Genomic DNA, 25,294 nt, shown 5'->3' with positions numbered 1-25,294 from the left:
GACAATCGCGCGGAAGATGGCGCGCGGGCGCGAGCGGGGCCTGACGCAGACCCGATCGCAGCAGCCAAGATGGTCAGTCGGCGAGAATTTCGCGGCTCGTGACGATGGCAATGCCGTTGTCGCGCATCTCGGAGATCGCTGCCGTAACGCCCTGCGGATCGATCCCGCGGCTGGCATCCTCGATGAAGCGTACCTGCACGCCGGGCAGCATTTCCCGCGCGTCGAGCGCCGAGAACTTGACGCAGTAGTCGGTCGCCAGCCCGCAGATGTCGAGCTCGCTCACCTGCTGTGCGCGCAGATAGCCGGCGAGGCCGGTGACGGCGGCGTGGTCGTTGTCGCGAAACGCGGAATAGCTGTCGACGGCGGGATTTTCGCCCTTCTGCTGCACGTAATCGAAGGCTTCGGTATTGAGGTCTGGATGAAATTCCGCGTCCGGACTTTCCTGCACGCAGTGATCCGGCCAGAGCACCTGCGGCTTGCCCGACAGCGTTGCGATGTCAAACGGCTTGGCGCCCGGATGCTGCGAGGCAAAACTGCCGTGATTGGCCGGGTGCCAATCTTGCGACGCCACGATAAGGTCGTAGGCGCCGTCCTCGATCAGCCGGTTGGCGACTGGCACAACGGCGTCGCCGTCCGCTACCGGCAGGTTTCCTCCCGGGCAGAAACCGTTCTGCAGGTCGATCAGCAGCAGGGCCTTCATCGTCGTCTCCAGGCGTTGCACCTCATCCGGACAGGATGCCAAGCCGACGGCGAAGGATCAAGCGTCGATCAATCCTTTCGACGCTCTTGGAGAACAGCATTTCGGCTTGGGCACGGATATTGAAATGAGGTTGCTCGCCCCGCGAGAGCTCTGGCCCTATCTGACGGTCAACATCCAGGAGAAATCTTATGGCCTTTGCACAACCCTCGACCGCCGTCGGCGTGTCGAAACTTCCGCCATTGGGCGCGCCTGGCCTCGTGGCACTCGTCGTCCTCGTTCTCGGCACTCTGCTGCTCGGCGCCGTCTATGGTACCGCGCATGGCGCGCTCTTCCTCATCGGCGGCGGCCTTGGCATCGCTCTCTACCATGCGGCGTTCGGCTTCACGTCGGCCTGGCGCGTCTTCATCGCCGACGGCAGGGGCCGCGGCCTGCGCGTCCAGATGCTGCTGCTGGCGCTCGCCGTGATCCTGTTCTTCCCGGCGCTTTCCAACGGCACGCTGTTCGGCAACGAGGTTCGCGGCAATATCTCGCCGGCCGGCATTGGCGTCATCGCCGGCGCCTTCATGTTCGGCATCGGCATGCAGCTCGGCGGCGGTTGCGCATCGGGCACGCTGTTCACCGCCGGCGGCGGCAACGCCCGAATGCTGGTGACGCTGCTGTTCTTCGTCATCGGCTCGCTGCTCGGAACCATCCACTTCGACTGGTGGGTCAGCCTGCCGTCGGTACCGCCGACGTCGCTCTTCCAGCTGTTCGGTGCAGCCGGCGGCATCGCCGTCTCGCTCATCCTGTTTGGCGCCATCGCGGCAATCACCATCTTCGTCGAACGCCGCCGGCATGGAACGCTTGAACAGGCGCCGTCCTCGCCGCGGCACGGATGGCAGCGCTACCTGCGCGGTCCCTGGCCGCTGGTCGCCGGCGCCGTGGCACTGGTGGCCCTGAACTTCCTGACGCTGGCGATTGCCGGTCGTCCCTGGGGCATCACTTCTGCCTTCGCGCTGTGGGGCGCCAAGGGTGCGCAGCTGTTCGGCATCGATCCGACCCAGTGGGCTTACTGGCAGACACCGGGGAACGCCAAGGCGCTGTCGCAGAGCGTGCTGGCGGATGTCACGTCGGTCATGGATTTCGGCATCATCGCCGGCGCCATGCTGGCCGCCACTCTTGCCGGCCAGTTCGCCCCGTCGCTGGACATCCCGTTGCGCTCGGTGCTTGCCGCCGTCGTCGGTGGTCTGCTGCTCGGCTATGGTGCGCGCATCGCCTATGGCTGCAACATCGGCGCCTACTTCTCGGGGATCGCGTCGGGTAGCCTGCACGGCTATCTATGGGCGGTCGCCGCGTTTGCCGGCAATATCCTCGGCGTCCGGTTGCGGCCGTGGTTCTTCCTCGAGCGTTCGTCGATCCGTCGCAACGACGGCTGACACGCGTTTCTGCCCGCAAAAAGTGCGCGGCTGCGGCATTTTAAAGGCCGCGCCGCGCCAGCGCCGCAATTCGGTTAAACTTCCGTCAGGTTCGGTTAATATTTCCAATCGGACACGACGGGGGCCCGCGTAAACACATTGGTTACCATAATTCGTCATTCTATCAGCTATCCGGCAGACACGACTGGGCCACGCATCTTGCGGTCCGCTCGCTGCCGACAGGTTCCGTGCGGCGCAGCTTTGTCAGCGCCGCAAGTTCGAGTAGCGGGTAGAGGGTGACGCGTATCATGGCATCGGCAATCGCGGCGAGACATTCCGCCTCCAAGTCTTCCAGGCGCGCCGCACAGCCGGCCAAGGTCTCTGCACCGCGCAAGCTCTTGAAAGGTACCGCAGCCATCGGCCTGACGCTGATGGTCGGCGGCTGGATGGTCGGTGCTCTCGCAACCGTCCAGAACATGGGCTCGCTCAAGCCGGCAGCCTTCGCCCACGACCTGCGTGCCTCGCTCGACCTCAAGCCGCTGATCGGACCCGCGTCGGCCGGCGAGCGGGCGCTGCGCATCGCGAAATTCTCTCGCTTGACCGCCGCCGCCGATCCCAAGTCCGCTCGCTTGCAAGGCGCGACGCTCGCGCATCTGGAAGCGCGTCGTCCGGCAGACGATAACGTCAGGGGGTCGCTGGCGCTCGCTCTTGCGCGCGCCGAGGCCGAGAAGCAATTCGCCGCGCTGGCCGACAAGCGCCCGACCGCCGACGAGCTGAAGGTGGCGATGGCGGCAGCCATGCAGGAAACCGTGCTTGTCGCGCCGCCGACCGAGACCGCCTGGGACGAATCGCCGGCAGGCAATGCAGACGGCGGCGAGGTCGAGATTGCCGATCTGCAGAGCCCGGCTGAACTGGCCGTTGCCAATGCCGTCGGTCCGACAGAAGACGACAGCCTGCCGATGGCGGGTCCGCTGCCGATCACCCGGCCGCCGTCCAATGCGCTGGCTATGGTCATTGCGCCGTCGGCCGCAAAGCCCTCGACGCGGGATGCCAAGCCCGACGCCGCGGATACTGCCGACGAGAGCGAAGACGAAGCGCCGAAGGTGCTCGCCTATGCCCGCCCCGAAAATCCGATGAAGAGCGCCGCCCGTTCCGTTCCGTGGCCGGACCGCGGCGTCAAGATCGCTGTCTACGACATCACCAACGGCGTCGTTCACATGCCGAATGGCGAGAAGCTCGAGGCCCATTCCGGTATCGGCAACATGCGCGACAATCCGAAGTTCACGCATGTGAAGATGCGCGGGCCGACGCCTCCCGGCACCTACAAGCTGTCAATGCGCGAAAAGCCATTCCATGGCGTCGCCGCCATCCGCCTGACCCCGACCGACGGCGTAGCACCGCTTGGCCGCACAGGGCTTCTGGCCCACACCTACCTGCTGCGCAGCGCGCCGGGCGATTCCCACGGCTGCGTCGCATTCGCCAATTACGACAAGTTCCTGAAGGCATTCCGTCGTGGCGACGTCACGCACATGATCATCGTCAATCGCCATGACGGCAGCGTGCCGACGGCGGCGCTGCGCAAGATCAACCCGCGTGGTTCTTCGCCTGCGACATCGACCGCCGAGAGTGGCGACGGACGCCGCACGCTGGTCGACTACCTGAAGGGCGACGGCTAACAGCCGTCGTCAGCCCAGAAGATCTTTGGCGATGCGCATGAAGATGCGGGCACCGATCGGGATCAAGCCATCCGGAAAGTCGTAATCCGGGTTGTGGAGCGCCGCGTAGTCGGCGCCGGCGCCGAGAAACAGCATCGCCGATCTCGACCGCTCGCCGAACCGGCCAAAATCCTCCGAAGCCCTGAACGTCTCTCCTGCCTCGTGGGATAGGCCTTCGCCATCGAGCGCTGCTCGGATGATTGCCACGGAATCCGCATCATTGGTGCAGTGGCGGAATTCGTCATGGTAGCTGAAATCGACCTGCAAGCCGTGTCGCTCTGCCGCCTCGCGCGCGAGCGCTTCCGCTTTGGCGCGCAGCTCGGCCATGGCGCCGTCGGACACCGTGCGCAGCGTTACCCAGACCTCTGCTGATCCCGGGGCAATGCCGAAGGCCGGTTCTCCGACCCTCACATGGGTGACCGTCGTCAGCACCAGGTCATCCGACTGGAGGCTACCCGTGCGCAGCGCCGTCAGTGCCGGGATGAGGTCGGCGACGGCCGGTGCAGGCGACGTGCCGGTTTCCGGCATCGAGGCATGCGCCGTCTTTCCCGACAGCTTGATCTTCAGCCCGCAAGACGCGCAGTTTGCCGGTCCGGCCTTGATCCAGCTGTGGCCGAAAGCGATCCCCGGCATGTTGTGGAGAGCGAAGGCATAGTCTGGATTGAGCGCCGCAAAGCGCGGATCGGCCAGCACTGCTGCCGCCCCGGCGCCATTCTCTTCCGCCGGCTGGAACAGCAGGATCACGCGGCCGCTCGTCGGTCTCTGGCGGCCGAACGCGCGGGCGAGGGCCGCAAGAATGGCCATATGGCCGTCATGACCGCACATATGGCCCTTGCCGGGGATCTGCGAGCGGTGCGCGACCGTGGTGATCTCCTCGATCGGCAGCGCGTCGAGTTCGGCGCGGAACATCACCGTCGGACCCGGATCGTTGCCCTGGTACGCGGCAGCAAGGCCGGTCCCACCGAGACCAGAAACAAGCTCGTCTGGCTCTGTCGCGGCCAGCAAGCTCGCCACCTCGGCTGCCGTTCGGTGCTCGTCGCCGGAGACTTCCGGCATGGTGTGCAGCTTGCGGCGCCAGGCGGTAAGTTCGGTGACGTCCTGATCGCTGAGGAACATGGTGGCCTCCCGTGTGGAAGGTTCAAGACCTAGCCGGGCAGCGCGGTAAGGGCAAGCCGCGCCGATGGCCTGCTACCACTCGATGCCGATCTTGCCGAAATGTGCGCCGCTTTCCTCGTAGCGAAACGCGTCGGCGAGCTGCTGCAGCGGAAAGACCCGGTCGATCACCGGCCGGAGGATGCCGGTATCGAGAGCGCGGACGAAATCCTGCTGGTGGCGGCGGCTGCCGACGATGATGCCGGAGAGGATCGCCTGCTTGCCCATCAGAGCGGCGGTCGGCACATCGCCGCTGATGCCGGTCAGGACGCCAATCAGCGTGATGCGGCCGCCGATGGCAACTGCCTGGATGGATTGGGCGAGTGTGCCGGGACCGCCGACTTCCACGACGTGATCGATGCCCCGTCCGCCGGTCCACTCCAGGACTTCTTTGCCCCAGTCCGGCTGGCGCTTGTAGTTGACGGTAAATTCCGCGCCAAGTGCGCGTGCCCGCTCTAGCTTCTCGTCCGATGACGAGGTTATGGCGACGCGGGCGCCCATGGCCCGGGCGATCTGCAGGGCATAGATGGAGACGCCTCCGGTGCCGAGCGCCAGCACCGTGTCGCCGGCCTTCAGCTTGCCGACTTCGACAAGTGCCCGCCAGGCCGTCAATCCGGCGGTGGTGATGGTGGCCGCCTCCGCGTGGCCAAAGCCCTTCGGCGCGTGGGTGAAGGCTGTCGCCGGCCGCACGGCAAATTCGGTTGCAAAGCCGTCGATGCCATCGCCCGGCACGCGGGAGAACCCGCCCGAGAGGGGTGGGCCGTCCTGCCAGTCCGGGAAGAAGCACGAGACGACATGATCGCCGGTCTTGAATTCATCGACGCCGGCGCCGACGTCTTCCACCACGCCAGCGCCATCGGCCAGCAGCACGCGCCCGTCGCTCGGCATCTTGCCGCTCGCCACGCCATAATCATGGTAGTTGATCGAGCTGCCATGCAGGACGACGCGGATTTCTCCGGGCGCCGGACGCCCGGGGTCAGGCAGGTCAACGCGCTTCAGGGCGCCCAGTCCACCCGGTGCGGTAACGATGGCTTTCATGGCATGGCTCCTAGGTCGGCAGTTCGGTTCATACCGGATGACCTAGCGGGGAAGCCGTGCTGGGCAAGGGTAATATGGAGGCGCCGGAGCGCCTCCATCCACCGTTCAGTGGCGCAGACCGCTGACGATCTCGAACATCTTGTCCATGTTGCCGCTTTCGGCCGCATAGCGCAGCGGCTTGCAGCGCTCGACGATGACTTCCTCGGCGTTCGGCTGCGTCGTCAGGATCTCCATCACCTCGTCGATGAAATCCTTGAGCGGCATTGCCGTCGGGTCGTTTGCCTGATGCTCGCCCAGCAGCGTCGTCTGCACGTAGGGCGGAGCGATCTCGATCACCCGCACCGGCGTCTCCACGAGTTGACGGCGCAACCCCATCGAATAGGAGTGGATCGCCGCCTTGGTGGCGGAATAGGTCGGCGTTGCGGCCATCGGCACGAAGGCGAGGCCGGACGATACGGTGAGTATCGCCGGGTTCTCCTGGTTCAGCAGGTGGGGCAGGAGGGCCGCGGTCAGCCGGATCGGGCCGAGCAGATTGGTGGCGATGGTTTCTTCCGCGGCCGCCAGATAGTCCGGCGCCTCGGTCAGCGTCTCTTGCTTCATGATGCCTGCATTATGGATCACGACGTTGATGCCGGGATGCGCGCGCACTGCCTCTTCGGCAAATGCCTTGATGCTGTCGGCATCGGTCATGTCGACGGTGAGTGCCGCCATGCCGGGATTGGCGGACGTGACCTCGTCCAGCGTCTGGCGCCTGCGGCCGGAAATGATCACCTGGTTGCCGTGCCGGTGAAACGCTTCGGCAAGCGCGCGGCCGATGCCGGAGCCGCCGCCGGTGATGAGAATGGTGTTGCCTGTCGTCTGCATGATCGCGATCTCCTAGATGATTGCACAGACAGGAGATATGGCGCATCCTCTCTTTCCGGAAGAAGGCACCGGAAAGTTCTATACGCACCATAAGGAGAGTGTCTGTGAACCAGGCTGTTGCGGGCGGAAAAAGTTACGGCATGGCGCGGGATCTCGACGAAGAGATCGATCCGGCGTTGGAAGAACTGGTGCGCGGCATCATCGGCCAGGTGGCCGACAAGTGGACGATGCTGATCCTTGAGGAGCTGGAGGCGCGCGGCACGCTGCGGTTTACCGAGCTCGGTCGGCATGTCGGCGGCATCAGCCAGAAAATGCTGACCAAGACGCTCCGCGACATGGAGCGCGACGGGCTGGTCTCGCGCACCGTCCATCCAGTCATTCCACCGCATGTCGACTATACGTTGACCGACCTTGGCCACAGCCTCGGCGAAGCCTTCTGCGGCGTCTGGATATGGGCCGAAAAGCACCACGCCACGATCGAGGCCGCCCGCGCCGCGTTTGCGGGGCGGGTGGGGTAGGTAACGCGGTTGAAGAGGGGCGGTAGCCTATAGGCGGTTGCGCCTGAGCGGTGGCAATCCGCGACCAGCATTATTCGCGTCGCAGACTGACCAAGTTCCTCACAGCTTCTCCACGAATCCGTCCAGCACGCGTTTCTGGCCGGCCTTGTCGAAATTGATCGTCAGCTTGTTGCCCTCGATCGTCGAAATGTTGCCGTTGCCGAACTTGATGTGGAAGACCCGGTCGCCGACGGAGAAGGCTGAGGGCGTGTCCGATACCGACTTCGCCACCAGTTCGCCGTCGATGGTCTTCGTCCGCGGTCCGCTTTCGCCGTAGCCGATCCGCTCCACCGCATGTCCCGATCGGGTGCCCCAGTTGTCGCGGGTGGCGTCGGTCTTGTTGGCCTGCGCGCGCTTCCAGCCGGGCGTCGAATAGGTGTTGGCAAACGGGTCGGCCTTGTCAAATCGTGACTGGCCGTAGCCGCCGCGTCCGCCACCATAGCCGCCGTAGCCACTGTCAGAGGCTGCGACATCGACATGGGCCGGCGGCAGTTCGTCGAGGAAACGCGACGGCATGGTCGACTGCCAGAGGCCGTGGATGCGGCGGTTGGAGACGAACCAGATGTGGCAGCGATGCTTTGCGCGGGTGATGCCGACATAGGCGAGGCGCCGCTCTTCCTCCAGCCCTGAGCGACCGCCCTCATCGAGCGCCCGCTGGTGGGGGAACAGGCCTTCCTCCCAGCCGGGCAGGAAGACGGTATCGAATTCCAGACCCTTGGCCGAATGCAGCGTCATGATCGAGACGGCATCCATTTCCTCGTTCTGCTCGGCGTCCATCACCAGCGAAACGTGCTCGAGGAAGCCGCGCAGGCTCTCGAAGCTCTCCATCGATCGGACGAGTTCCTTCAGGTTGTCGAGCCGGCCCGGCGCTTCCGCCGACTTGTCGTTCTTCCACATGTCGGTATAGCCCGACTCTTCGAGGATCTGCTCGGCAAGCTCGGTATGTGTCGTGGATTCAAGCAGTTCGCTCCAGCGCCTAAAATTCTGAATCACGTCGAACAGCGCCTTGCGGGCCTTCGGCTTAACCTCGTCGGTCTCGATCAGGTCGCTGGCGGCAGCCAGCATCGGCACGTCGCGGGCACGGGCATAGTCGTGGAGCGTGCGGATGGTGGTGTCGCCGAGGCCGCGCTTCGGGGTGTTGACGATGCGCTCGAAAGCGAGGTCGTCGGCCGGCTGGCAGACGAGCCGGAAGTAGGCCATCGCGTCGCGGATCTCGAGCCGCTCGTAGAAGCGCGGACCGCCGACGACCCGGTAGTTGAGGCCGAGCGTGACGAAGCGGTCTTCGAACTCGCGCATCTGGAACGAGGCGCGCACGAGGATGGCCATGTCGTTGAGCTTGTGCTTGACGCCATTGCCGTCACCGCGCTGCAGCCGCTCGATTTCTTCGCCGACGGCGCGGGCTTCCTCTTCCGAATCCCAGGCGGCGTGGACGATGACCTTTTCGTCGTCCGGATCGGTGCGGTCAGTGAACAGCGTCTTGCCGAGGCGCCCTTCGTTATGGGCGATCAGATGACCGGCGGCGCCGAGGATATGCTCGGTGGAGCGGTAGTTGCGCTCCAGCTTGATGACCCGGGCGCCCTGAAAATCCTTCTCGAAGCGCAGGATGTTGTCGACCTCGGCGCCGCGCCACCCATAGATCGACTGGTCGTCGTCGCCGACGCAGCAGACGTTCTGCGCGACGTCTTTAGGCCGCTGGGCCAGCAGCCGCAGCCACATGTACTGGGCGGTGTTGGTATCCTGGTACTCGTCGACGAGGATGTAGCGGAAGCGCTGGTGATAATCCTTCAGCACGTCCGGATGGCGACGGAAAAGGTCGATCGGATGCAGCAGCAGGTCGCCGAAATCGCAGGCGTTCAGCGTCTTCAGGCGCGCCTGGTAGGCGGCGTAGAGCTCGCGGCCCTTGCCGTTGGCAAAGGCGCGCGCATCGCCTTCCGGAATATCCTTCGGCGTCAGCCCCTTGTTCTTCCAGCCGTCGATCATGCCGGCGAACTGGCGGGCCGGCCAGCGCTTGTCGTCCAGTCCCTCGGCCTGGATCAACTGCTTGATCAGGCGGATCACGTCGTCGGTATCGAGAATGGTGAAATCCGAGCGCAAACCGACGAGTTCGGCGTGGCGGCGCAGAAGCTTGACGCCGATCGAGTGGAAGGTGCCGAGCCAGGGCATGCCCTCGACGGCGCCGCCGACCAGCACGCCGATCCGCTCCTTCATCTCGCGGGCCGCCTTGTTGGTGAAGGTGACGGCAAGGATCTGGCTGGGATAGGCGCGGTTGGTCGCCAGGATGTGGGCGATGCGGGTGGTCAGCACGCGCGTCTTGCCGGTGCCGGCACCGGCCAGCACGAGCACCGGCCCGTCGACGGTCTCGACCGCTTCTCGCTGTTCCGGATTGAGGCCAGAGAGATAGTCGCCGGCGCTCTTCTGGTCGCGCGCCGCCATCGCCCGTGCCGCAATGCCGAGCCCTGCGGGGTGAGGAGGCGCAGGCTGGGACTGCACCTGGCCGGACTTCTGCCGGGGCGTGTGATCCGGTTCCTCGTCGAAGAACGGAATGTCGTCGAAACTGTTCGTCATGCGGCCAATCTAATGATTCCGGTAGAACAAGGCCATAGTTGATGTTCTGGTTTTATTCCAGATCCGGCCTTTCCCGCAGCAAAAACCGGCAACCGGCAATGCAGCTGCCGCTTTCTTCGGCACGGAGGACAGGCCGAAGGGCTTGCTTTCGGCGCAACGTTACAATTCGGCAAGGTTGGCAATCCAATGTTGCCTCTCCATTCGTAACACGGGATACTTGGGACACGTGTCGTTCCCCCCCAATCGGAGTTGTGAATGCGAATCTGGAAGCAGTTGCTGCTCAGCCTGGCAGTGTTGATGGCCGGTGTCTTCGTCTGGCTGCTGATCAGCCCGAGCGCCGGCGCGACCCTGGTTCGCTTCGGTGTTCCGCAGCAACTGGTGGCGCTGGTGCATGCTCCAGCGCCGGCCGCCGAAGCGCCGGCCGGACAGGGCGCCGGACGCGGCAGCCAGCCCGGCGGGCAGGGTCGGGGCCAGGGCGGCAGCGGACGCGGCACGCTCGTCGTCGCCGTGCCTGTGGTGACCGGCACCGTCAACGACAGGCTGTCGGCCATCGGCAGCGGCGAGGCGATCCAGTCGGTCGTCGTCATGCCGCAGTCAGCCGGGACGATCGAAGAGATCCGCGTGGCCGCCGGCCAGGCCGTGAAGAAGGGCGATGTGCTGGCCCGTCTCGATGACGAGGAACAGCTCATCGAGCGCGACAAGGCGCAGGTCACCTTGAGCAGCGCGGTCGAGAAGTCCACCTCCTACAAGAACCTGCAATCGATGCCGAGGCTCGATGTGCTCGATGCGCAGATCGCCGAGAAGTCGGCACGCCTGGCGCTCAGCACCGCCGAGTTCAACCTGCGCCGCCGCGACATCGTCGCGCCGATCGACGGCATTGCCGGCATCGTCGCGGTCAATGTCGGCGACAACGTAACGACGCAGACGACCGTGGTGATGCTGGACGACCGGTCGCAGATCCTCGTCGACTTCTGGGCGCCCGAGCGCTTCGTCACGTCGCTGCGTCCGGGCATGCCGGTGGAGGCGACATCGGTCGGGCGGGCCGGGGAGATGTTCAGCGGCACGATCGAATCGATCGACAACCGCGTCGATGCTGCCAGCCGGACCATCCGCGTGCGGGCCCGCATTGCCAACGACAGAGACCTTTTGCGCGCCGGCATGTCGTTCAGCGTCGCCATGCGCTTTCCCGGCGATAGCTATCCGGCAGTCGATCCGCTTTCGGTCCAGTGGGATGCCGACGGCTCCTATGTCTGGCAGGTGGTCGACAACAAGGCGAAGAAGGTGCGCATCAATATCGTTCAGCGCAATCCCGACACGGTTCTCGTCGATGCGGAACTGCACGACAAGGATCTGGTCGTGACCGAAGGCCTTCAGCGTGTGCGTGAAGGCCAGCCGGTGCGCATCCAGGGCGCGACGCAGCAGGTGGCGGAGGCTGAGCGGACATGAGCGACACGACGGATACGACGCCCGACGCAGCCAAATCGACCTTCACAGCGCTTTTCGTCCGCCGACCGATCCTGGCGGCGGTGATCAACACGCTTCTGGTGGTGGCCGGTCTTGCCGCCTTCGTCGGCGTCGAGGTGCGCGAGCTTCCCGACGTCGACCAGCCGGTAATCACCGTGCGGACCACCTATGACGGCGCCGCCCCGCAGACCGTCGACCAGGAACTGACGCAGGTGATCGAGGGCGCGGTGGCGCGGGTCAGCGGCCTGAAGACGCTGTCGTCGGAATCGCAGTTCGGCTCCAGCCGCGTGACGATGGAATTCAGCGACACGGTCGATCTTGCGGTTGCCGCCAACGATGTGCGCGATGCCATCGGCCGCGTGTCCAACCAGATCCCCGACAATGCCGACGAGCCGCGCATCATCAAGGCCGACTCAGATTCGCAGCCGATCATGCGGCTTGCGGTGACATCCTCGACGCTGTCGATGGAAGACCTGACGCTCTTGGTCGACAACGAGATCACCGACCGGCTGGCGGCCGTCGAGGGCGTTGCCGACGTCGAGCTCTACGGTGACCAGGAGAAAATCTTCCGGGTCGACATCAATCAGGGGGCGCTGGCCAGCCGCGGCCTGACGGTTGCCAACATCATCACTGCGCTCTCCAGCGCCGCACTCGACGTTCCAGCCGGATCGCTGACAAGCCGCACCCAGGACATCGTCGTTCGCGCGACGGCGAACCTGTCGACGCCGCAGGATTTCGAGAACGTCCTGATCAAGGACAATATCCGCCTGCGCGACGTGGCAAGCGTCATGCTGGGCCCGGATGAGGGGACCACGACACTGCGGTCGAACGGCGTGCAGGGCGTCGGCCTCGGTATCATCCGCCAGGCGCAGTCCAACACGCTGAACATCTCGACGGGCGTCGCAGCCGCTGTCGCCGAGTTGCAGGCGGCGCTGCCGGAAGGCACGCGTGTCGTCATCACCTCCGACGACGCGGTGTTCATCCGAGGCGCACTGCACGAGGTCGAACTGGCGCTTGGCCTGTCGGCAATGATCGTCGTGGTCGTTCTCTATCTCTTCCTGCGCGACTGGCGGGCGACGCTGATCCCGGCGCTGACCATGCCCGTTGCCCTAATCGGTACGCTGACGGCGATTTATCTTGTCGGCTTCTCAATCAACATCCTGACGCTGCTGGCCATCGTGCTGGCAACCGGGCTTGTGGTGGACGACGCGATCGTCGTTCTCGAAAACATCGTCCGGCGACGGTCGGAAGGGATGGGCCCACGCGCAGCCGCCGTCCTCGGCACCCAGGAAGTGTTCTTTGCGGTCCTGGCAACCACCGCGACGCTTGCGGCCGTCTTCATTCCGCTGTCCTTCCTGCCAGGCCAGTTGGGCGGACTGTTCCGCGAGTTCGGCTTCGTGCTGGCGTTCGCCGTAGCGCTGTCTTCGGTGACAGCACTCACGCTCTGTCCGATGCTGGCGTCGCGTATGCTGACCAAGCCGATGAGCGAGCCGAAAGGCTGGCTGTCGAGCTTCGGCGACCTGTTCGCCAGCACCTATGCCAAATGCCTGCGGTTCTGCCTCAACGCGCCGCTGGTGGTGATCACCTTCTCGCTGTTCTTCTCGTTTGCCGCCTTTACCGCCTTCGGGCTGGTGAAGAACGAGCTGACGCCGATGGAAGACCGCTCGATGGTGATGATGCGGCTGACTGCGCCGCAGGGCGTCAGCCTCGATTATACGCAGGACCAGTTGAAGCGCGTCGAGGAAAACCTCCAGCCGCTCGTGGATTCCGGCGAGATCCGCAACATCTTCTCGGTTTCGGGCATGAACGGCTCGACTAACAGCGGCTTCATGGTGCTGACACTGGCGCCGTGGGAAGAGCGTGCCCGGACGCAGAACCAGATCGTCACCGACATCAACGCGGCGACGGCCCGCGTTCCGGCGGTGCGCGGCTTTGCCATCCAGTCGAACAGCCTGCGCATTCGCGGGGCCGGTAGCGGCTTGCAGGTGGCGCTGGTCGGCAACGAACATGCGAGCCTGACGGCTGCTGCCATCAAGCTGGTCGAGGCGATGGAAGGCAGCGGCTTCTTCGATACGCCGCGTCTCGACAACGAGCCCACCCAGGCGCAGCTTTCGGTCTCGATCGACCGCGAGCGGGCATCGGACCTCGGCATCGACATTACCGGGCTCTCGGCCGCCATGCAGGCGCTGCTCGAAGGCCGCTCGGTGGTCGACGTGTTCGTCGATGGCGAGGCCCTGCCGGTCAAGCTGCTGTCATCGACGCAGCCGCTCAACGATCCGACCGATCTCGAAAACATCTTCCTGCGCACCGGCGACGGCAAGGTCGTGCCGATGTCGACCATTGCCACGCTGAAGGAGGGCGCCGTCGCGCCGCGCCTCAACCGCGAACAGCAACTTGCCGCGGTTTCGCTGTCGGCAAGCCTCAAGGATGGCGTGTCGCTGGGGCAGGCGCTCCAAGAGGTTCAGGCGCTTGCCCAGCCGCTGCTGCCGGCTGGCGCTCGCCTGATGCCGCTGGCGGAAGCCAAGACGCTCGGCGAAAACTCCAGCGGAATGGCGGTCACCTTCAGCTTCGCCATCGCCATCATCTTCCTGGTGCTGGCTGCACAGTTCGAGAGCATCCTGTCGTCGGTGATCATCATGACGACGGTTCCGCTCGGGCTTGCCTGTGCCGTCATCGCGCTGCTGGTCACCGGCTCGACGCTCAACGTCTACAGCCAGATCGGCCTCGTGCTGCTGGTCGGGGTCATGGCGAAGAACGGTATCCTGATCGTCGAGTTCGCCAACCAGCTGCGTGATCGCGGCGTAGCGGTGCGCGATGCGATCGAACGGGCCTGCAGGATCCGGCTGCGGCCGGTGATGATGACGATGATCGCAACGATCCTCGGCGGTGTGCCGCTGGTCTTCGCACAAGGCGCCGGCGCCGAGGCACGCATCGCGCTCGGCTGGGTGATCGTCGGCGGACTGGGCCTGGCGACGCTGGTGACGCTGTTCATCACGCCCGTCGCTTACCTGCTGCTTGCCCGCTTCGCAAAGCCCCATGCGCATGAGCAGCAGCGTCTCGAGGACGAGTTGGAGCGGGCCGCCAACCGGGCCGCCAACGAAGAGACAAAGCCGCCACTGCTGGCGGCAGAGTGACCGACAAGCCCTTGTGATTGCTGCGAAGAGGTCGCCGGGCGGCTCTCCCGCGCTGGACAAAGCACTCATCGTCACCTACCAAATGCCGGGCGACATTCGCCCGGCAGACGCGGAGACAGACGATGGTGATGAGAGACGCATTGAGCGGCCAGCGCAACGACGCAGGGATGGTGGCCGTTCTGGAAATTTTGCGTCAGGAGCTGGGTGATCGTCTGCAGACAGGCCAAGCGTTTCGCGAGCAGCATGCGCACACCACCACCTACCTGCCGAGCCAGCTTCCGGATGGTGTCGTGTTCGCCGAAACGGTCGAGGACGTGAAGACGGTGGTGAAGGCCTGCGCCGCACACCGGGTTCCGGTTATCGCGTTCGGCACAGGCTCCTCGCTCGAAGGTCAGGTGAACGCGCCGTCCGGTGGCGTCTCTCTCGACTTCAGCCGGATGGACAAGGTGCTGCGGGTCTCCGCGGAGGATCTCGACGTGACCGTCGAGCCCGGCGTCACCCGCGAGGCCCTGAATACCTACCTGCGCGATACCGGTCTTTTCTTCCCCATCGACCCCGGCGCCAATGCCTCGATCGGCGGCATGACGGCAACGCGCGCCTCCGGTACCAATGCCGTGCGCTACGGCACGATGAAGGACAATGTCCTGTCATTGACCGTGGTGACGGCGGACGGCGAGGAGATCACCACCGGCACCCGGGCGCGCAAGTCATCCGCAGGCTACGACCTGACACGGCTCCTGGTCGGTTCGGAAGGCACGCTCGGCATCATCACCTCGATCACCCTCAAGCTGCAGGGCATTCCGGAAAAGATCGGCGGCGGCGTCTGCGCCTTCCCGAGCGTCAAAGCGGCCTGCGACGCCGTCATCATGACTATCCAGATGGGCATCCCGGTCGCCCGCATCGAGCTTCTGGACGCGACGCAGATCCGCGCCTGCAACGCCTATTCGGGCCTGAGCTACGAGGAGAAGCCGACGCTGTTCGTCGAGTTCCACGGAACCGACGACACTGTGTCCATGCAGTCCGAGCAGTTTGCCATGATCGCCGAGGAGTGCGGCGGCGAGACCTTCCGCTGGACCGGCGACGCGCAGAAGCGTGCCAAGCTGTGGAAGGCGAGGCATGACGCCTACTGGGCATCGCGGGCGCTCGCGCCGCACCTGAACGGCCTGTCGACCGATGTCTGCGTGCCGATCTCCAGGCTTGCCGATTGCGTCGCCGAGACCCATGCCGACATCGTCGAGAACGGCTTTCTGGCGCCGATCGTCGGCCATGCGGGCGACGGCAACTTTCACGTGCTGATCCTGTTCGACGACAGGGATCCGGCCGACATCGAGCGGGCCGAAGCTTTCGTCGAGCGGCTGAACCGCCGCGCGCTGTCTATGGACGGGACCTGCACCGGCGAACACGGCATCGGCCAGGGGAAGATGAGCTTCCTTGAGCAGGAGGCCGGTCCGGCGCTGGCGCTGATGCGGTCGATCAAGACGGCTCTCGATCCGCACGACATATTCAATCCCGGCAAGATCCTGCGCCCGCAGGCTTGAGTATCCCGTAAAGGAAGGGTTGCCCCATTTTCGGGTGCAACTAAACTGGTCGTTCAGACCAAGGAGAGTGGCGCGGTGCTCGGACGGATAATGCTGGTGATCGGCGGCCTTGTCGTCGTCGCGTTGTTTACCGCCTTGCTGGCGCCGTTCTTCGTCGACTGGTCCGATTTTCGCCGTGACTTTGAAAATCAGGCGAGCCGCATTCTTGGCAAGAAGGTCACGGTCCACGGAACTGTGGATGCCAGGATCCTGCCGTTTCCGTCGGTGACGATGACCGATGTGCGCGTCGGCCAGGATGTCGACGGAACGCCGCTCGTGCAGGTGGCGCAGTTTTCCATGGACATGGAGCTGGCGCCGTTCCTGTCGGGCGAGGTGCGCATCTTCGACATGCGCATTGACCGTCCGAAGGCGCGTATCCGGCTGTTGAAGGACGGACGGCTGGACTGGATGCGCGGCAGCCGCCCGGATTTCGTTGCCCGCAACGTCGTCCTGGAAGGGGTGCATGTCACCGGCGCCGAGATTGCCTTCATCGACGAGGCGACAGGGCGCAACCGCAACCTCACGGGGATGACCGCCGACATGTCGGCAAGCTCGCTTGCCGGTCCCTGGCGGGTGGAGGGCAATGCGACGCTGGACGGCCGGGAATCGAAATTCTCGCTGTCGAGCGGCGCGCCCGAGGCGGGTGTCGTTCCGCTGCGGATGAAGATCTGGCCTGATATCCAGCCTGTCGAGGTCCAACTGGACGGGGCGCTGTCGGTTGCCGAAGCACGGCCGCAGTACAAGGGCGATTTCGGTCTCTCCTTCCTCGATCAGCCGATCAATCCGGTGCTGCCGCAGGGCGCCAAGCCGCCACCGCCGCCACGCACGCGCGGCAAGTTCGAGCTCACCAACGACCGGCTGCGCGTGCCGGAATACCGCATCGAGATCGGCGCGGTCGACAACCCTTACGTGATCACCGGCGAAGCGACGCTGGATACCGGAGACAAGCCGGAGTTCCTGCTCACCGCAGACGGCCAGCAGGTGGACGTGAACCGGCTGACGGCCGACCTGATGCGCGGCAAGACGGCGCGCAATCCGCATGTGTCGGCGCAGCACCGGCTGAACGCGCTAATCGAGATGGCAGCGCGCATTCCGATCCCACAGGTGCCGGGCAAAGCCAGCATCCGCCTGCCGGCGATCGTCGCCGACGGGACGACTGTGCGCGACGTGCGGCTTGACGTACGACCGGCGGGAGACGGTTGGACGGTCGAGAATGCCGTCGCGACGCTGCCGGGACGGACGCAGGTGGAGGCCAACGGGCAGTTGTCGCTCGCCGGCAACGCATCGTTCATCGGTCGCATGCTGCTTGCCTCCAACCAGCCGTCGGGCTTTTCCGACTGGCTGACGGGCCAGGTGGATCCGGCGATCCGCCAGCTGAAGGCCGCCGGCTTCTCGGCCAACGTCAACCTGACGCCACAGGTCCAGCAGTTTCAGGATCTGGAGCTTGCGGTCGGCGTCGCGACGCTGAAGGGAAGCCTCGAACGCCGCTCCGCTGGCGAGGAGACCCCGTCGCTGACCGTCGATCTTGCCGGCGACGATGTGGATCTCGACGCGCTGCGGGCGCTGGCATCGCTGCTGACCGGCGAAGATGCAGGCGAAGACGTGCTCGATCACCGGCTGGCCGCGCATGTGAAGGCGCAACGCCTGACGGCCTTCGGCATCACCGCGCAGGACGTCGAGACGAATGTCGACCTTGGCGACGGCAAGCTTGCCGTCCAGCGGCTGACCATCGGAGATCTTGCCGGTGCAAGGATCAGCGGGCAGGGCAGCGCCGAGGGCTCGCTGCTGGCCTATACCGGCAGTGGCACGCTGGCCTTCGACGCCGCCGATCCGACGGCCTTCGTGGCGATGCTGAGGGACCGACTTACCCCCCACCCGATCCTCAGCCGTCTTGCGCGGAGCGGCCCGTCGTTTGCCGATACCAGCCTAAAGGCGACCGTCACGCTCGGCGACGGGCTGGACGCCAAGATCAACGGCCAGACGAACGGCAGCCAAATCACCGCGGACATCCGCTCGCCCAACATTCTGGACCTGACCGCCGAGACGATCATCGACGGCAGCCTGTCGCTCGCCAACCCGGATGCTGCGGTGATCGCCGCGCAGGCGGGGTTCGATCCGCTGCCCTTCGATGGCGACAGCGATGCCAGCCTGGCACTCGATCTGCATCGGCAGGGCGAGGGACCTGCAAGGGGCAAGCTCGTCTATGCGACGAACCGAACCCGGCTCGAAGCTGCGGGCGACTTCGCCGTCGCGGCCGACAGGTTCGGCGAAGGCCAGTACAGCTTCACCGTCAACAGCACGGATCTCGAGCCGACGATGCTGATGGCCGGCATCGGCCTGCCGCAGTTCGGCATGGGGCTTCCGGCCGAGATCAAGGGTCTGCTGAAGGTAGAGCCGCAGACGCTCGAGGCCTCGGAATTCTCCGGCCAGATCGCCGGCAATGCCGTCAGCGGCGCTCTCAGCCTCGATCGCACCGCCAGTCTTCCGACGGTTCGCGGTCGTCTGGCACTTGGCGCCGTCGACCTCTCATGGCTCGGCGAGGGCATTTACGGGCCGCTGACCGAGGCCGATGGCGATGCGCTATCGAGCAAGCCGTTCGCGCTGCCGATCTTCGCCGGCATCGACTTCGCCGTCGACCTGACCGCCGAAAATCTGCGTGGCCTTGACCGGCCGCCGGTCACAGACGTCACCGGACGTCTTCTCAGCCGTGCCGGTACCGTCAGCCTGGAAGATGCCAAGGGACAGTGGTCCGGAGGGCAGATTGCCGGACGGTTGTCGATGTCGAACAGCGAAGGTATCGGCGTGTTGCAGACGCGGTTCAGCATCGATAATGCCGATCTGGCGCCGCTTACCTGGCAGCAGGACGGCGAGCCTGTGGCAAGCGGTCGGATCTCGCTGGAGCTTGCCGCGGAGGCAACGGCCAAGACACCTGCCGAACTCCTCTCGGCAGCCAGCGGCTCCGGCGTGCTGCACTTCAACGACCTGACGCTCGGCCGTATCAATCCGGACCTGTTGCCGGCGCTGGTTGCGGCAGCCGATCGCATCGAGGGTGAGGTGACCGAGCCAAAGGTGACCCCGCTGCTGCGCGACCTCGTGCATGCCGGACGGACGGCGGTCGGCTCCGTCGACATGCCGTTCACCATGAGCGGCGGGCAATTGCGGGCGCAGAACGTTGCGACCGAGGCCGGTGCGACGAAGCTGACGGGCGAATTGCGCATCGATCTGGTGCGCCAGGCGCTCGATGGGGTGCTGGAGATCGGCTACGACGCCGGTGAGGAAGCCATCGCCGGCGGCGATCCGTCGGTGCGTCTCGCCTATCGCGGACCCATCGAGGCACCGGAGGAGACGGTCTTGGCGGGCTCGATGACCAACTTCCTGTCACTGCGCGCCTTCGAGCGCGAGCGGCGGCGGGTGGAAACGCTGCAGGCGAGCGTTCTGGAGAAGCAGCGGCTGCGGCGCGAGGTGACGCTCTACACGTTCCAGGACAACGAGCGGCGCGTGGCGCGGGAAAAGGCGGAAGCCGAGGCCCGGGCAAAGGCCGAAGAGGAGGCGCGCCAGCGCGCCGAGACGGAGCGCCAGGCGCGCGAGCAGAGCGAGCGTGAGGCGCAGACGCCGCAACTGACCGTGCCGCCGACCGGCGACCTGTTTCGCGGGGATGGTTCGCTGCCGGGCGTCAACGGCAACTAAGGTCCGACAAAACGCGAGCCTTAGCCGGTCTGCGACGGGGTCTCCCGCTTCAGCCAGGCCAGCACGTGCAGCCTGAGGGCTGAGGAGAGGTTGCTGTTGCGATCGCGACGGTCATCGATCTCGGCGATCAGCGATGCGAGACTGACGCCGCGAACGGCGGCAATGCCCTTCAGTTCATCCCAGAAGCCGTCTTCCAGCGAAAAGCTGGTGCGGTGGCCGTGCAGCGTTGCCGAGTGCTTGCGGATCATGCCTGCGGCCTACCTGGCTGATGAGGATGCTCGTAAAGTGATTCGGAATTCGCCGCCAAGCGACTGATATTGCTGAAATCGCGCAGGGCGGCTCAGTCGCCGCCATCTTGCCGGTCCCCAGGCGGGGCATCGGCCTTTTCGATGCGGCCCTGATCGAGAGCTTTGGCAGCCTTTTCGTTGAGGGCGCCGGTCAGCGACCTTTCCTGCCGCGTACGGCCAAAACTGATGCGGTTCTGCTCCGCCTGCCGCTCCTTTTCCGAGCGCAGCTTCGACTTCCGGGCCTGGCGAAGGTTGACGATCTCGGCGCTCATGCGGCTCTCCGGCGGCTGCCAGCGTTTGGTCGATCAGTGCTTCTTGCGAAACGAATCGAGGGAAACGACGGAACCCTTCTTGTCTTCCTCGGACTTCGGCTCCTCGTCGCCTTCAGGCTTGGCAACCACATCCACCGGGTAGGCGGTGATCTCGGCCGAGGTTTCCTCTTCGTCCGACAGCGGCACCTCGAATTCCAGCTCGAAATTGACCGAAGGATCGTAGAAACCGCGAATCGCGTTGAACGGGATGTACAGGCGCTCTGGCGTGTCGGAGAACGACAGGCCGATCTCGAAATGCGTGTCCGAGACCTTGAGATCCCAGAACTGGTGCTGGACGACGATTGTCATCTGCTCGGCATATTTCGACTTCAGCATGGGCGAGATGCGGACGCCAGGCGCGCCGGTCAGGAAGGTGATGAAGAAATGATGATCGCCAGGAAGGCGGCCGGTCGCGGCAACCTCGGTCAGGACCTTACGGATAACGCCACGCAGAGCGTCCTGCGCCAGAATGTCGTAACGGATATGATCCTGACTCATCGGTGTTTTCTTCCAATCGTATATCGTCGGTTTTGGCCGTGATTTGCTCGGCTCGTTATAGGACACGTGCATGCTCGGCGGAAGCCCCGCCGGAACAAGTGTCATCATCATAACCAAAAACGAAGAGGAGGAGAAGGTGAAGGCTTCTGTTGCCAGGTGCCTTCGGACCCCGCCTCAAGGGGCTAACCTAGAGGACTTGGTTCGGATTTCCCGCACCGCCATTAGGCAGCGAGAGCATAACCCTTAGCGTTGTTGTCGTTTGCAACTACACTTGTGACCCGATAACGGCGGTATCATGCCGAGCAAAAGTTCGATCTTTACGCCCTTGTCGATCCTATTTCGCCCCCATCAAAAGCCGGTCCAGAAGACCGACCGGTTTTTGGTGGAGGCGCCGGGTACCGCCCCCGGGTCCAATAGGTTTATTACACCGACCGTTTATCGCCATATCCGGAGCAAGCCCCGGCAACACCTATATAGGGGCATCTCGCGCGGATGAAAAGAGGCGCCGACATCATTGCTGCGCGCGACGGGGATTCTACGCTGTCCTCCGGGTGCAAGACACCGAATGTCGGGGACAAGCGTTCCTCCGGCCCTATATCTTGAGGCGCGCCGATCGTAAGATGGCGCGCCATGGAATCGGCAGGCACAGACGTTCGGCGGACATACGGTGAAACAATATCTCGATCTCCTGCAGCATGTGATGACGACCGGTACCGACCGCGGTGATCGCACCGGCACCGGCACGCGCTCAGTGTTCGGCTACCAGATGCGTTTCGATCTCGCCGACGGCTTTCCGGTCCTGACGACGAAGAAGCTGCATCTGCGGTCGATCATCCATGAACTGCTGTGGTTCCTGAAGGGCGAGACGAATATCGCCTACCTGAAGGAAAACGGCGTTTCGATCTGGGACGAGTGGGCCGACGACAAGGGTGAGCTTGGTCCCGTCTATGGCTACCAGTGGCGCTCCTGGCCGTCGCCGGACGGCGGCTCGGTCGACCAGATCGTCAACCTGATCGACGGCATCAAGCGCAATCCGCTTTCGCGGCGGCATATCGTCTCGGCCTGGAATCCGGCGCAGGTGGACGACATGGCACTGCCGCCCTGCCACTGCCTCTTCCAGTTCTACGTGTCGGGCGACCGGCTGTCGTGCCAGCTCTACCAGCGGTCGGCCGACATCTTTCTCGGCGTTCCGTTCAATATTGCGTCCTACGCGCTGCTGACGATGATGGTGGCGCAGGTGACCGGCTACAGGCCGGGCGAGTTCATCCACACGCTGGGCGACGCGCATATCTATTCGAACCATTTCGAGCAGGCCGAGCTGCAGATGCAGCGCCAGCCGAAGCCGCTGCCGACGATGGAGATCAACCCGGACGTCGAGGACATTTTTGGCTTCCGCTTTGAGGATTTCGCGCTCGTCGGCTATGAGGCGGATGCGCATATCCGGGCACCGGTGGCGGTATGAGCGGCCGGCCGGTACCGATCGTCATCGTCGCTGCGGTGTCCCGCAACAACGTCATCGGTCGCGGCGGCGACCTGCCATGGCGCCTGTCCACCGATCTGAAGCGGTTCAAGGAGATGACGCTCGGCAAGCCGGTGGTGCTCGGTCGCAAGACGTTCGAGAGTTTCGGCGGCCGACCGCTTCCGGGTCGCCCACATGTGGTCGTGACACGCGATGCCGGTTTTGCCGCCGCCGGTGTCGAGACGGCCGCATCCCTGCCGGAGGCGATTGCCAGGGCGCAGGCTCTCGCGGAACAGACCGGGGCTACAGACATCGCCATCATCGGCGGTGGCGAGATCTACCGCCAGGCGATGCCGATCGCCGACCGGCTGGCGATCACCCATGTGGAGACCGTTATCGACGACGGCGACACGTTCTTTCCGGTGATCGACGATGCGATCTTTACGAAGACCGAAGAACAGGCCTTTCCCGCCGGTGAGCGCGATAATTTCGCGACCCGCTTTACCGTCTATCGACGCCGAGATGATGCGATCTGAAACATTTCGTTACCAAACACCCGGATGTGAGGTTCGGCCGCGTTGAAAGCGGGTCCTGGCATGCCTATAACGGGCAGGAACCCGATCGCCGCCTATGTGACGTGGCATGTCGAGGGGTGGGAGTGACTCGAACAAAGAGGTTTTGATGCCCTGGAGCAATCAGAATGGCGGCGGCCCCTGGGGGGGCGGCGGCGGCAATAATCAAGGGCCATGGGGCCAAGGCCCTAACCGTCCGCGGGGCGGAGGCGGCAACGGCGGCGGCGGCAATGGTGGCCCCCCGGACCTTGAAGACATCATCCGCCGCAGCCAGGACAGGCTTCGCAGCATCGTTCCGGGCGGCTTCAACGGCGGCGCCTTCGTCATCGTCCTGCTGGTCATCGCGGCGTTCGTCGCGTTCCAGTCCGTCTACACTGTCCAGCCGGACGAGCGCGGCGTCGAGCTGCGCTTCGGCAAGCCGAAGGAAGAGATTGCGGCGCCAGGCCTGCACTACCACTTCTGGCCCTTTGAGACGGTCGAGATCGTCAAGGTTACCGAGCAGCAGCAGAATATCGGCGGACGCGGCAACGCCAATTCCGCCGAGGGCCTGATGCTTTCGGGCGACCAGAACATCGTCAACGTGCAGTTCTCGGTGCTGTTTACCGTCAGCGATCCGGAAGCGTATCTGTTCAACCTCGAAACCCCGGCAGCAACCCTGCAGCAGGTCTCCGAGAGCGCCATGCGCGAAGTGGTCGGACGTCGTCCGGCACAGGACATTTTCCGTGATGGCCGCGAGCAGGTCTCCAACGAGGTGCGTGACATCATCCAGGGGACGATGGACACTTATGGCTCCGGCATCTCCATCAATGCCGTGCCGATCGAGGATGCGGCTCCGCCGCGCGAAGTGGCCGATGCCTTCGAAGAAGTCCAGCGTGCCGAGCAGGACGAGGACCGCTTCGTCGAGGAAGCCAACCAGTACGCCAACCAGAAGCTCGGCCAGGCCCGAGGCCAAGCGGCACAGGTCCGGGAAGAGGCGTCCGCCTACAAGGATCGTGTCGTCAACGAAGCCACCGGTGAGGCGCAGCGTTTCGTGTCGATCTACGACGCCTATTCGACGGCGCCGGACGTGACCCGCGAGCGTATCTTTATCGAAACCATGGAGCAGGTCCTGAAGAACTCCAACACCATCATCCTGGATGAAAAGCAGGGCGCGATCCCGTACCTGCCGCTGAACGAGATGATCCGGCAGAACAATGCGACGAGCGGCACTGCCGTGCGGGGGGCAAACCCGTGAGTTCCAACCGTCTCCCAGCCGTCATCATCGGCCTCGCCCTCATCCTGTTCCTCGTCTACTCGTCTGTGTTCATCGTCAACGAGCGCGAGCAGGCTGTCGTCGTCCGCTTCGGTGAGATCCAGTCCGTCAAATCGGAGCCGGGCATCTACATGAAGCTGCCGTTCGGCTTCATGGATGCCGACCGCGTCCAGTACATCGAAGACCGCGCATTGCGCTTCGACCTCGACAACATTCGCGTCCAGGTCCGCGGCGGCGCTTTCTACGAAGTGGACGCCTTCGTGGTCTACCGCATCGCCGATCCCCGTCGTTTTCGTGAAACCGTCTCCGGCGATCGCGAATCGGCGGAATCGCGCCTGCGCACCCGTCTCGACGCCGCACTGCGCCGGGTCTACGGCCTGCGCAATTTTGGCGCTGCACTGTCTGCCGAACGTTCGGCGATGATGCAGGAAGTCCGCACCGACCTGCAGGCGGCAGCCGAATCTCTCGGTCTCGACGTCCGGGACGTGCGTATCCGCCGGACCGACCTGACCCGCGAGGTCTCGCAGCAGACCTACCAGCGGATGAAGGCCGAGCGTCTCGCGGAAGCCGAACTGATCCGTGCACGGGGTAACGAGCAGGGCCAGCGCCGCCGGGCCATCGCCGATCGTCAGGTCGTCGAACTGGTTTCGGAAGCGCAGCGCGATTCGGAAATCCTGCGCGGTGAGGGCGATGCTCAGCGCAACCGCATCTTCGGCGAGGCCTTCTCGCGCGATCCTGGCTTCTTCGAGTTCTATCGCTCGATGCGGGCCTATGTGGGTGCGCTTGCCGACAAGGGTACGACGATGGTGCTGTCGCCGGACTCGCAGTTCTTCCGCTACTTCAACCAGAGCCAGCGCTCTGGAAGCGGGCCGGAACTGCCGCCGCCAGCGGCTCCGGCGGGACAGCCGGCGACACCGCCGGCAGGTCAGCCGGTCGCGCCGGAAAACGGCGCGGCTCCGGCGCGCCCCTGAACCTAAATCGATCTGCGAAGGGCGGCCACGAGCCGCCCTTCGCTCTTCTAAGCTCCTGCTCATGCAATCTCCTGGGGGCTCGCGAAAAGGTCACTTC

19 protein-coding genes and 1 other RNA gene are annotated in these 25,294 nt (G+C 64.7%); 11 read left to right on the top strand and 9 right to left on the bottom strand.

Translation table 11 applies throughout. The features are described from left to right. Positions 1-73 precede the first annotated feature (73 nt). The gene (gene pncA / locus AAIH46_RS02595; protein ID WP_430303963.1) at positions 74-700 is read right to left on the bottom strand and encodes a bifunctional nicotinamidase/pyrazinamidase; all 627 of its coding nucleotides are present in this window, start codon (positions 698-700) and stop codon (positions 74-76) included. Positions 701-888: 188 nt separating this feature from the next. Here pncA and AAIH46_RS02590 point away from each other — a divergent pair, with 188 nt between their 5' ends. Both AAIH46_RS02590 and AAIH46_RS02585 read left to right on the top strand, forming a co-directional pair. Next, on the top strand, positions 889-2,115 hold the full coding sequence (locus tag AAIH46_RS02590) for a YeeE/YedE family protein (RefSeq protein ID WP_430303962.1): 1,227 nt from the start codon (positions 889-891) through the stop codon (positions 2,113-2,115). Between the two features lie 287 nt (positions 2,116-2,402). After that, on the top strand, positions 2,403-3,770 hold the full coding sequence (locus AAIH46_RS02585; RefSeq protein ID WP_430303961.1) for a tlde1 domain-containing protein: 1,368 nt from the start codon (positions 2,403-2,405) through the stop codon (positions 3,768-3,770). A 9-nt stretch (positions 3,771-3,779) separates the two neighbouring features. Here AAIH46_RS02585 and AAIH46_RS02580 read toward each other — a convergent pair whose 3' ends face one another. From AAIH46_RS02580 to AAIH46_RS02570, 3 genes are all read right to left on the bottom strand, one after another. Then, positions 3,780-4,925, bottom strand: a complete 1,146-nt coding sequence (locus AAIH46_RS02580) for an amidohydrolase (protein ID WP_430303960.1) — start codon at positions 4,923-4,925, stop codon at positions 3,780-3,782. Between the two features lie 72 nt (positions 4,926-4,997). Then, positions 4,998-5,999, bottom strand: a complete 1,002-nt coding sequence (locus AAIH46_RS02575) for a zinc-dependent alcohol dehydrogenase family protein (RefSeq protein ID WP_430303959.1) — start codon at positions 5,997-5,999, stop codon at positions 4,998-5,000. Between the two features lie 105 nt (positions 6,000-6,104). After that, positions 6,105-6,863, bottom strand: coding sequence for an SDR family oxidoreductase (locus AAIH46_RS02570; protein WP_430303958.1), 759 nt, complete (start codon positions 6,861-6,863; stop codon positions 6,105-6,107). A gap of 140 nt (positions 6,864-7,003) precedes the next feature. Between AAIH46_RS02570 and AAIH46_RS02565 the strand changes: the two genes are divergently transcribed. Further along, on the top strand, positions 7,004-7,381 hold the full coding sequence (locus AAIH46_RS02565) for a winged helix-turn-helix transcriptional regulator (protein ID WP_430304977.1): 378 nt from the start codon (positions 7,004-7,006) through the stop codon (positions 7,379-7,381). Positions 7,382-7,480: 99 nt separating this feature from the next. Here the strand turns inward: AAIH46_RS02565 and AAIH46_RS02560 are convergent, their stop codons facing one another. Continuing rightward, positions 7,481-9,985, bottom strand: a complete 2,505-nt coding sequence (locus AAIH46_RS02560; RefSeq protein WP_430303957.1) for an ATP-dependent helicase — start codon at positions 9,983-9,985, stop codon at positions 7,481-7,483. A 255-nt stretch (positions 9,986-10,240) separates the two neighbouring features. Between AAIH46_RS02560 and AAIH46_RS02555 the strand changes: the two genes are divergently transcribed. The 4 genes from AAIH46_RS02555 to AAIH46_RS02540 all read left to right on the top strand — a co-directional run bounded on the left by AAIH46_RS02555 (position 10,241) and on the right by AAIH46_RS02540 (position 19,847). Continuing rightward, positions 10,241-11,431: an efflux RND transporter periplasmic adaptor subunit gene (locus AAIH46_RS02555; protein ID WP_430303956.1), complete on the top strand. Its 1,191-nt coding sequence runs from the start codon at positions 10,241-10,243 to the stop codon at positions 11,429-11,431. Next, entirely contained in the window at positions 11,428-14,583 is a 3,156-nt protein-coding gene (locus AAIH46_RS02550) for an efflux RND transporter permease subunit (RefSeq protein ID WP_430303955.1), read from the top strand. The genes AAIH46_RS02555 and AAIH46_RS02550 overlap by 4 nt, the downstream gene beginning before the upstream one ends. Before the next feature lie 122 nt (positions 14,584-14,705). Further along, positions 14,706-16,121: an FAD-binding oxidoreductase gene (locus AAIH46_RS02545; RefSeq protein WP_430303954.1), complete on the top strand. Its 1,416-nt coding sequence runs from the start codon at positions 14,706-14,708 to the stop codon at positions 16,119-16,121. A 75-nt stretch (positions 16,122-16,196) separates the two neighbouring features. Beyond that, a complete protein-coding gene (locus AAIH46_RS02540; protein WP_430303953.1) occupies positions 16,197-19,847 on the top strand; it encodes an AsmA family protein in 3,651 nt (1,216 codons plus the stop codon). A gap of 20 nt (positions 19,848-19,867) precedes the next feature. On the opposite strand, the gene AAIH46_RS02535 is transcribed toward AAIH46_RS02540, so the two are convergent. The 4 genes from AAIH46_RS02535 to ssrA all read right to left on the bottom strand — a co-directional run bounded on the left by AAIH46_RS02535 (position 19,868) and on the right by ssrA (position 21,446). Continuing rightward, a complete protein-coding gene (locus AAIH46_RS02535; protein WP_430303952.1) occupies positions 19,868-20,095 on the bottom strand; it encodes a ribbon-helix-helix domain-containing protein in 228 nt (75 codons plus the stop codon). A 92-nt stretch (positions 20,096-20,187) separates the two neighbouring features. Beyond that, positions 20,188-20,406 carry a DUF4169 family protein gene (locus tag AAIH46_RS02530; protein WP_430303951.1) on the bottom strand — a complete coding sequence of 73 codons (219 nt, stop codon included), beginning with the start codon at positions 20,404-20,406 and terminating at the stop codon, positions 20,188-20,190. Between the two features lie 33 nt (positions 20,407-20,439). Next, entirely contained in the window at positions 20,440-20,943 is a 504-nt protein-coding gene (locus AAIH46_RS02525) for an SspB family protein (protein ID WP_430303950.1), read from the bottom strand. Positions 20,944-21,078: 135 nt separating this feature from the next. Beyond that, positions 21,079-21,446: a transfer-messenger RNA gene (gene ssrA, locus AAIH46_RS02520) on the bottom strand. 164 nt (positions 21,447-21,610) lie between these two features. Here ssrA and AAIH46_RS02515 point away from each other — a divergent pair. The 4 genes from AAIH46_RS02515 to hflC all read left to right on the top strand — a co-directional run bounded on the left by AAIH46_RS02515 (position 21,611) and on the right by hflC (position 25,197). Then, positions 21,611-22,405 carry a thymidylate synthase gene (locus tag AAIH46_RS02515; RefSeq protein WP_430303949.1) on the top strand — a complete coding sequence of 265 codons (795 nt, stop codon included), beginning with the start codon at positions 21,611-21,613 and terminating at the stop codon, positions 22,403-22,405. Continuing rightward, positions 22,402-22,938, top strand: coding sequence for a dihydrofolate reductase (locus AAIH46_RS02510; RefSeq protein WP_430303948.1), 537 nt, complete (start codon positions 22,402-22,404; stop codon positions 22,936-22,938). The genes AAIH46_RS02515 and AAIH46_RS02510 overlap by 4 nt, the downstream gene beginning before the upstream one ends. A gap of 145 nt (positions 22,939-23,083) precedes the next feature. Further along, positions 23,084-24,208 carry an FtsH protease activity modulator HflK gene (hflK, locus tag AAIH46_RS02505; protein ID WP_430303947.1) on the top strand — a complete coding sequence of 375 codons (1,125 nt, stop codon included), beginning with the start codon at positions 23,084-23,086 and terminating at the stop codon, positions 24,206-24,208. After that, positions 24,205-25,197: a protease modulator HflC gene (gene hflC / locus AAIH46_RS02500; protein WP_430303946.1), complete on the top strand. Its 993-nt coding sequence runs from the start codon at positions 24,205-24,207 to the stop codon at positions 25,195-25,197. Before hflK ends, hflC begins: the two co-directional genes overlap by 4 nt. The last annotated feature ends 97 nt before the right edge of the window (positions 25,198-25,294 follow it).

It is taken from the genome of Rhizobium sp. 0TCS1.26, assembly GCF_050455525.1.
Classification (GTDB): Bacteria; Pseudomonadota; Alphaproteobacteria; order Rhizobiales; family Rhizobiaceae; genus Neorhizobium.
Note: the sequence above shows the minus strand (reverse complement) of the source record. Positions and strands in the feature narration are given on the sequence as shown.

Coding starts and splice junctions, on each gene's coding strand:
- pncA (WP_430303963.1), bottom strand. CDS start 700: ATGAAGGCCCTGCTGCTGATCGACCTGCAGAACGGTTTCTGCCCGGGA.
- AAIH46_RS02590 (WP_430303962.1), top strand. CDS start 889: ATGGCCTTTGCACAACCCTCGACCGCCGTCGGCGTGTCGAAACTTCCG.
- AAIH46_RS02585 (WP_430303961.1), top strand. CDS start 2,403: ATGGCATCGGCAATCGCGGCGAGACATTCCGCCTCCAAGTCTTCCAGG.
- AAIH46_RS02580 (WP_430303960.1), bottom strand. CDS start 4,925: ATGTTCCTCAGCGATCAGGACGTCACCGAACTTACCGCCTGGCGCCGC.
- AAIH46_RS02575 (WP_430303959.1), bottom strand. CDS start 5,999: ATGAAAGCCATCGTTACCGCACCGGGTGGACTGGGCGCCCTGAAGCGC.
- AAIH46_RS02570 (WP_430303958.1), bottom strand. CDS start 6,863: ATGCAGACGACAGGCAACACCATTCTCATCACCGGCGGCGGCTCCGGC.
- AAIH46_RS02565 (WP_430304977.1), top strand. CDS start 7,004: ATGGCGCGGGATCTCGACGAAGAGATCGATCCGGCGTTGGAAGAACTG.
- AAIH46_RS02560 (WP_430303957.1), bottom strand. CDS start 9,985: ATGACGAACAGTTTCGACGACATTCCGTTCTTCGACGAGGAACCGGAT.
- AAIH46_RS02555 (WP_430303956.1), top strand. CDS start 10,241: ATGCGAATCTGGAAGCAGTTGCTGCTCAGCCTGGCAGTGTTGATGGCC.
- AAIH46_RS02550 (WP_430303955.1), top strand. CDS start 11,428: ATGAGCGACACGACGGATACGACGCCCGACGCAGCCAAATCGACCTTC.
- AAIH46_RS02545 (WP_430303954.1), top strand. CDS start 14,706: ATGGTGATGAGAGACGCATTGAGCGGCCAGCGCAACGACGCAGGGATG.
- AAIH46_RS02535 (WP_430303952.1), bottom strand. CDS start 20,095: ATGATCCGCAAGCACTCGGCAACGCTGCACGGCCACCGCACCAGCTTT.
- AAIH46_RS02530 (WP_430303951.1), bottom strand. CDS start 20,406: ATGAGCGCCGAGATCGTCAACCTTCGCCAGGCCCGGAAGTCGAAGCTG.
- AAIH46_RS02525 (WP_430303950.1), bottom strand. CDS start 20,943: ATGAGTCAGGATCATATCCGTTACGACATTCTGGCGCAGGACGCTCTG.
- AAIH46_RS02510 (WP_430303948.1), top strand. CDS start 22,402: ATGAGCGGCCGGCCGGTACCGATCGTCATCGTCGCTGCGGTGTCCCGC.
- hflK (WP_430303947.1), top strand. CDS start 23,084: ATGCCCTGGAGCAATCAGAATGGCGGCGGCCCCTGGGGGGGCGGCGGC.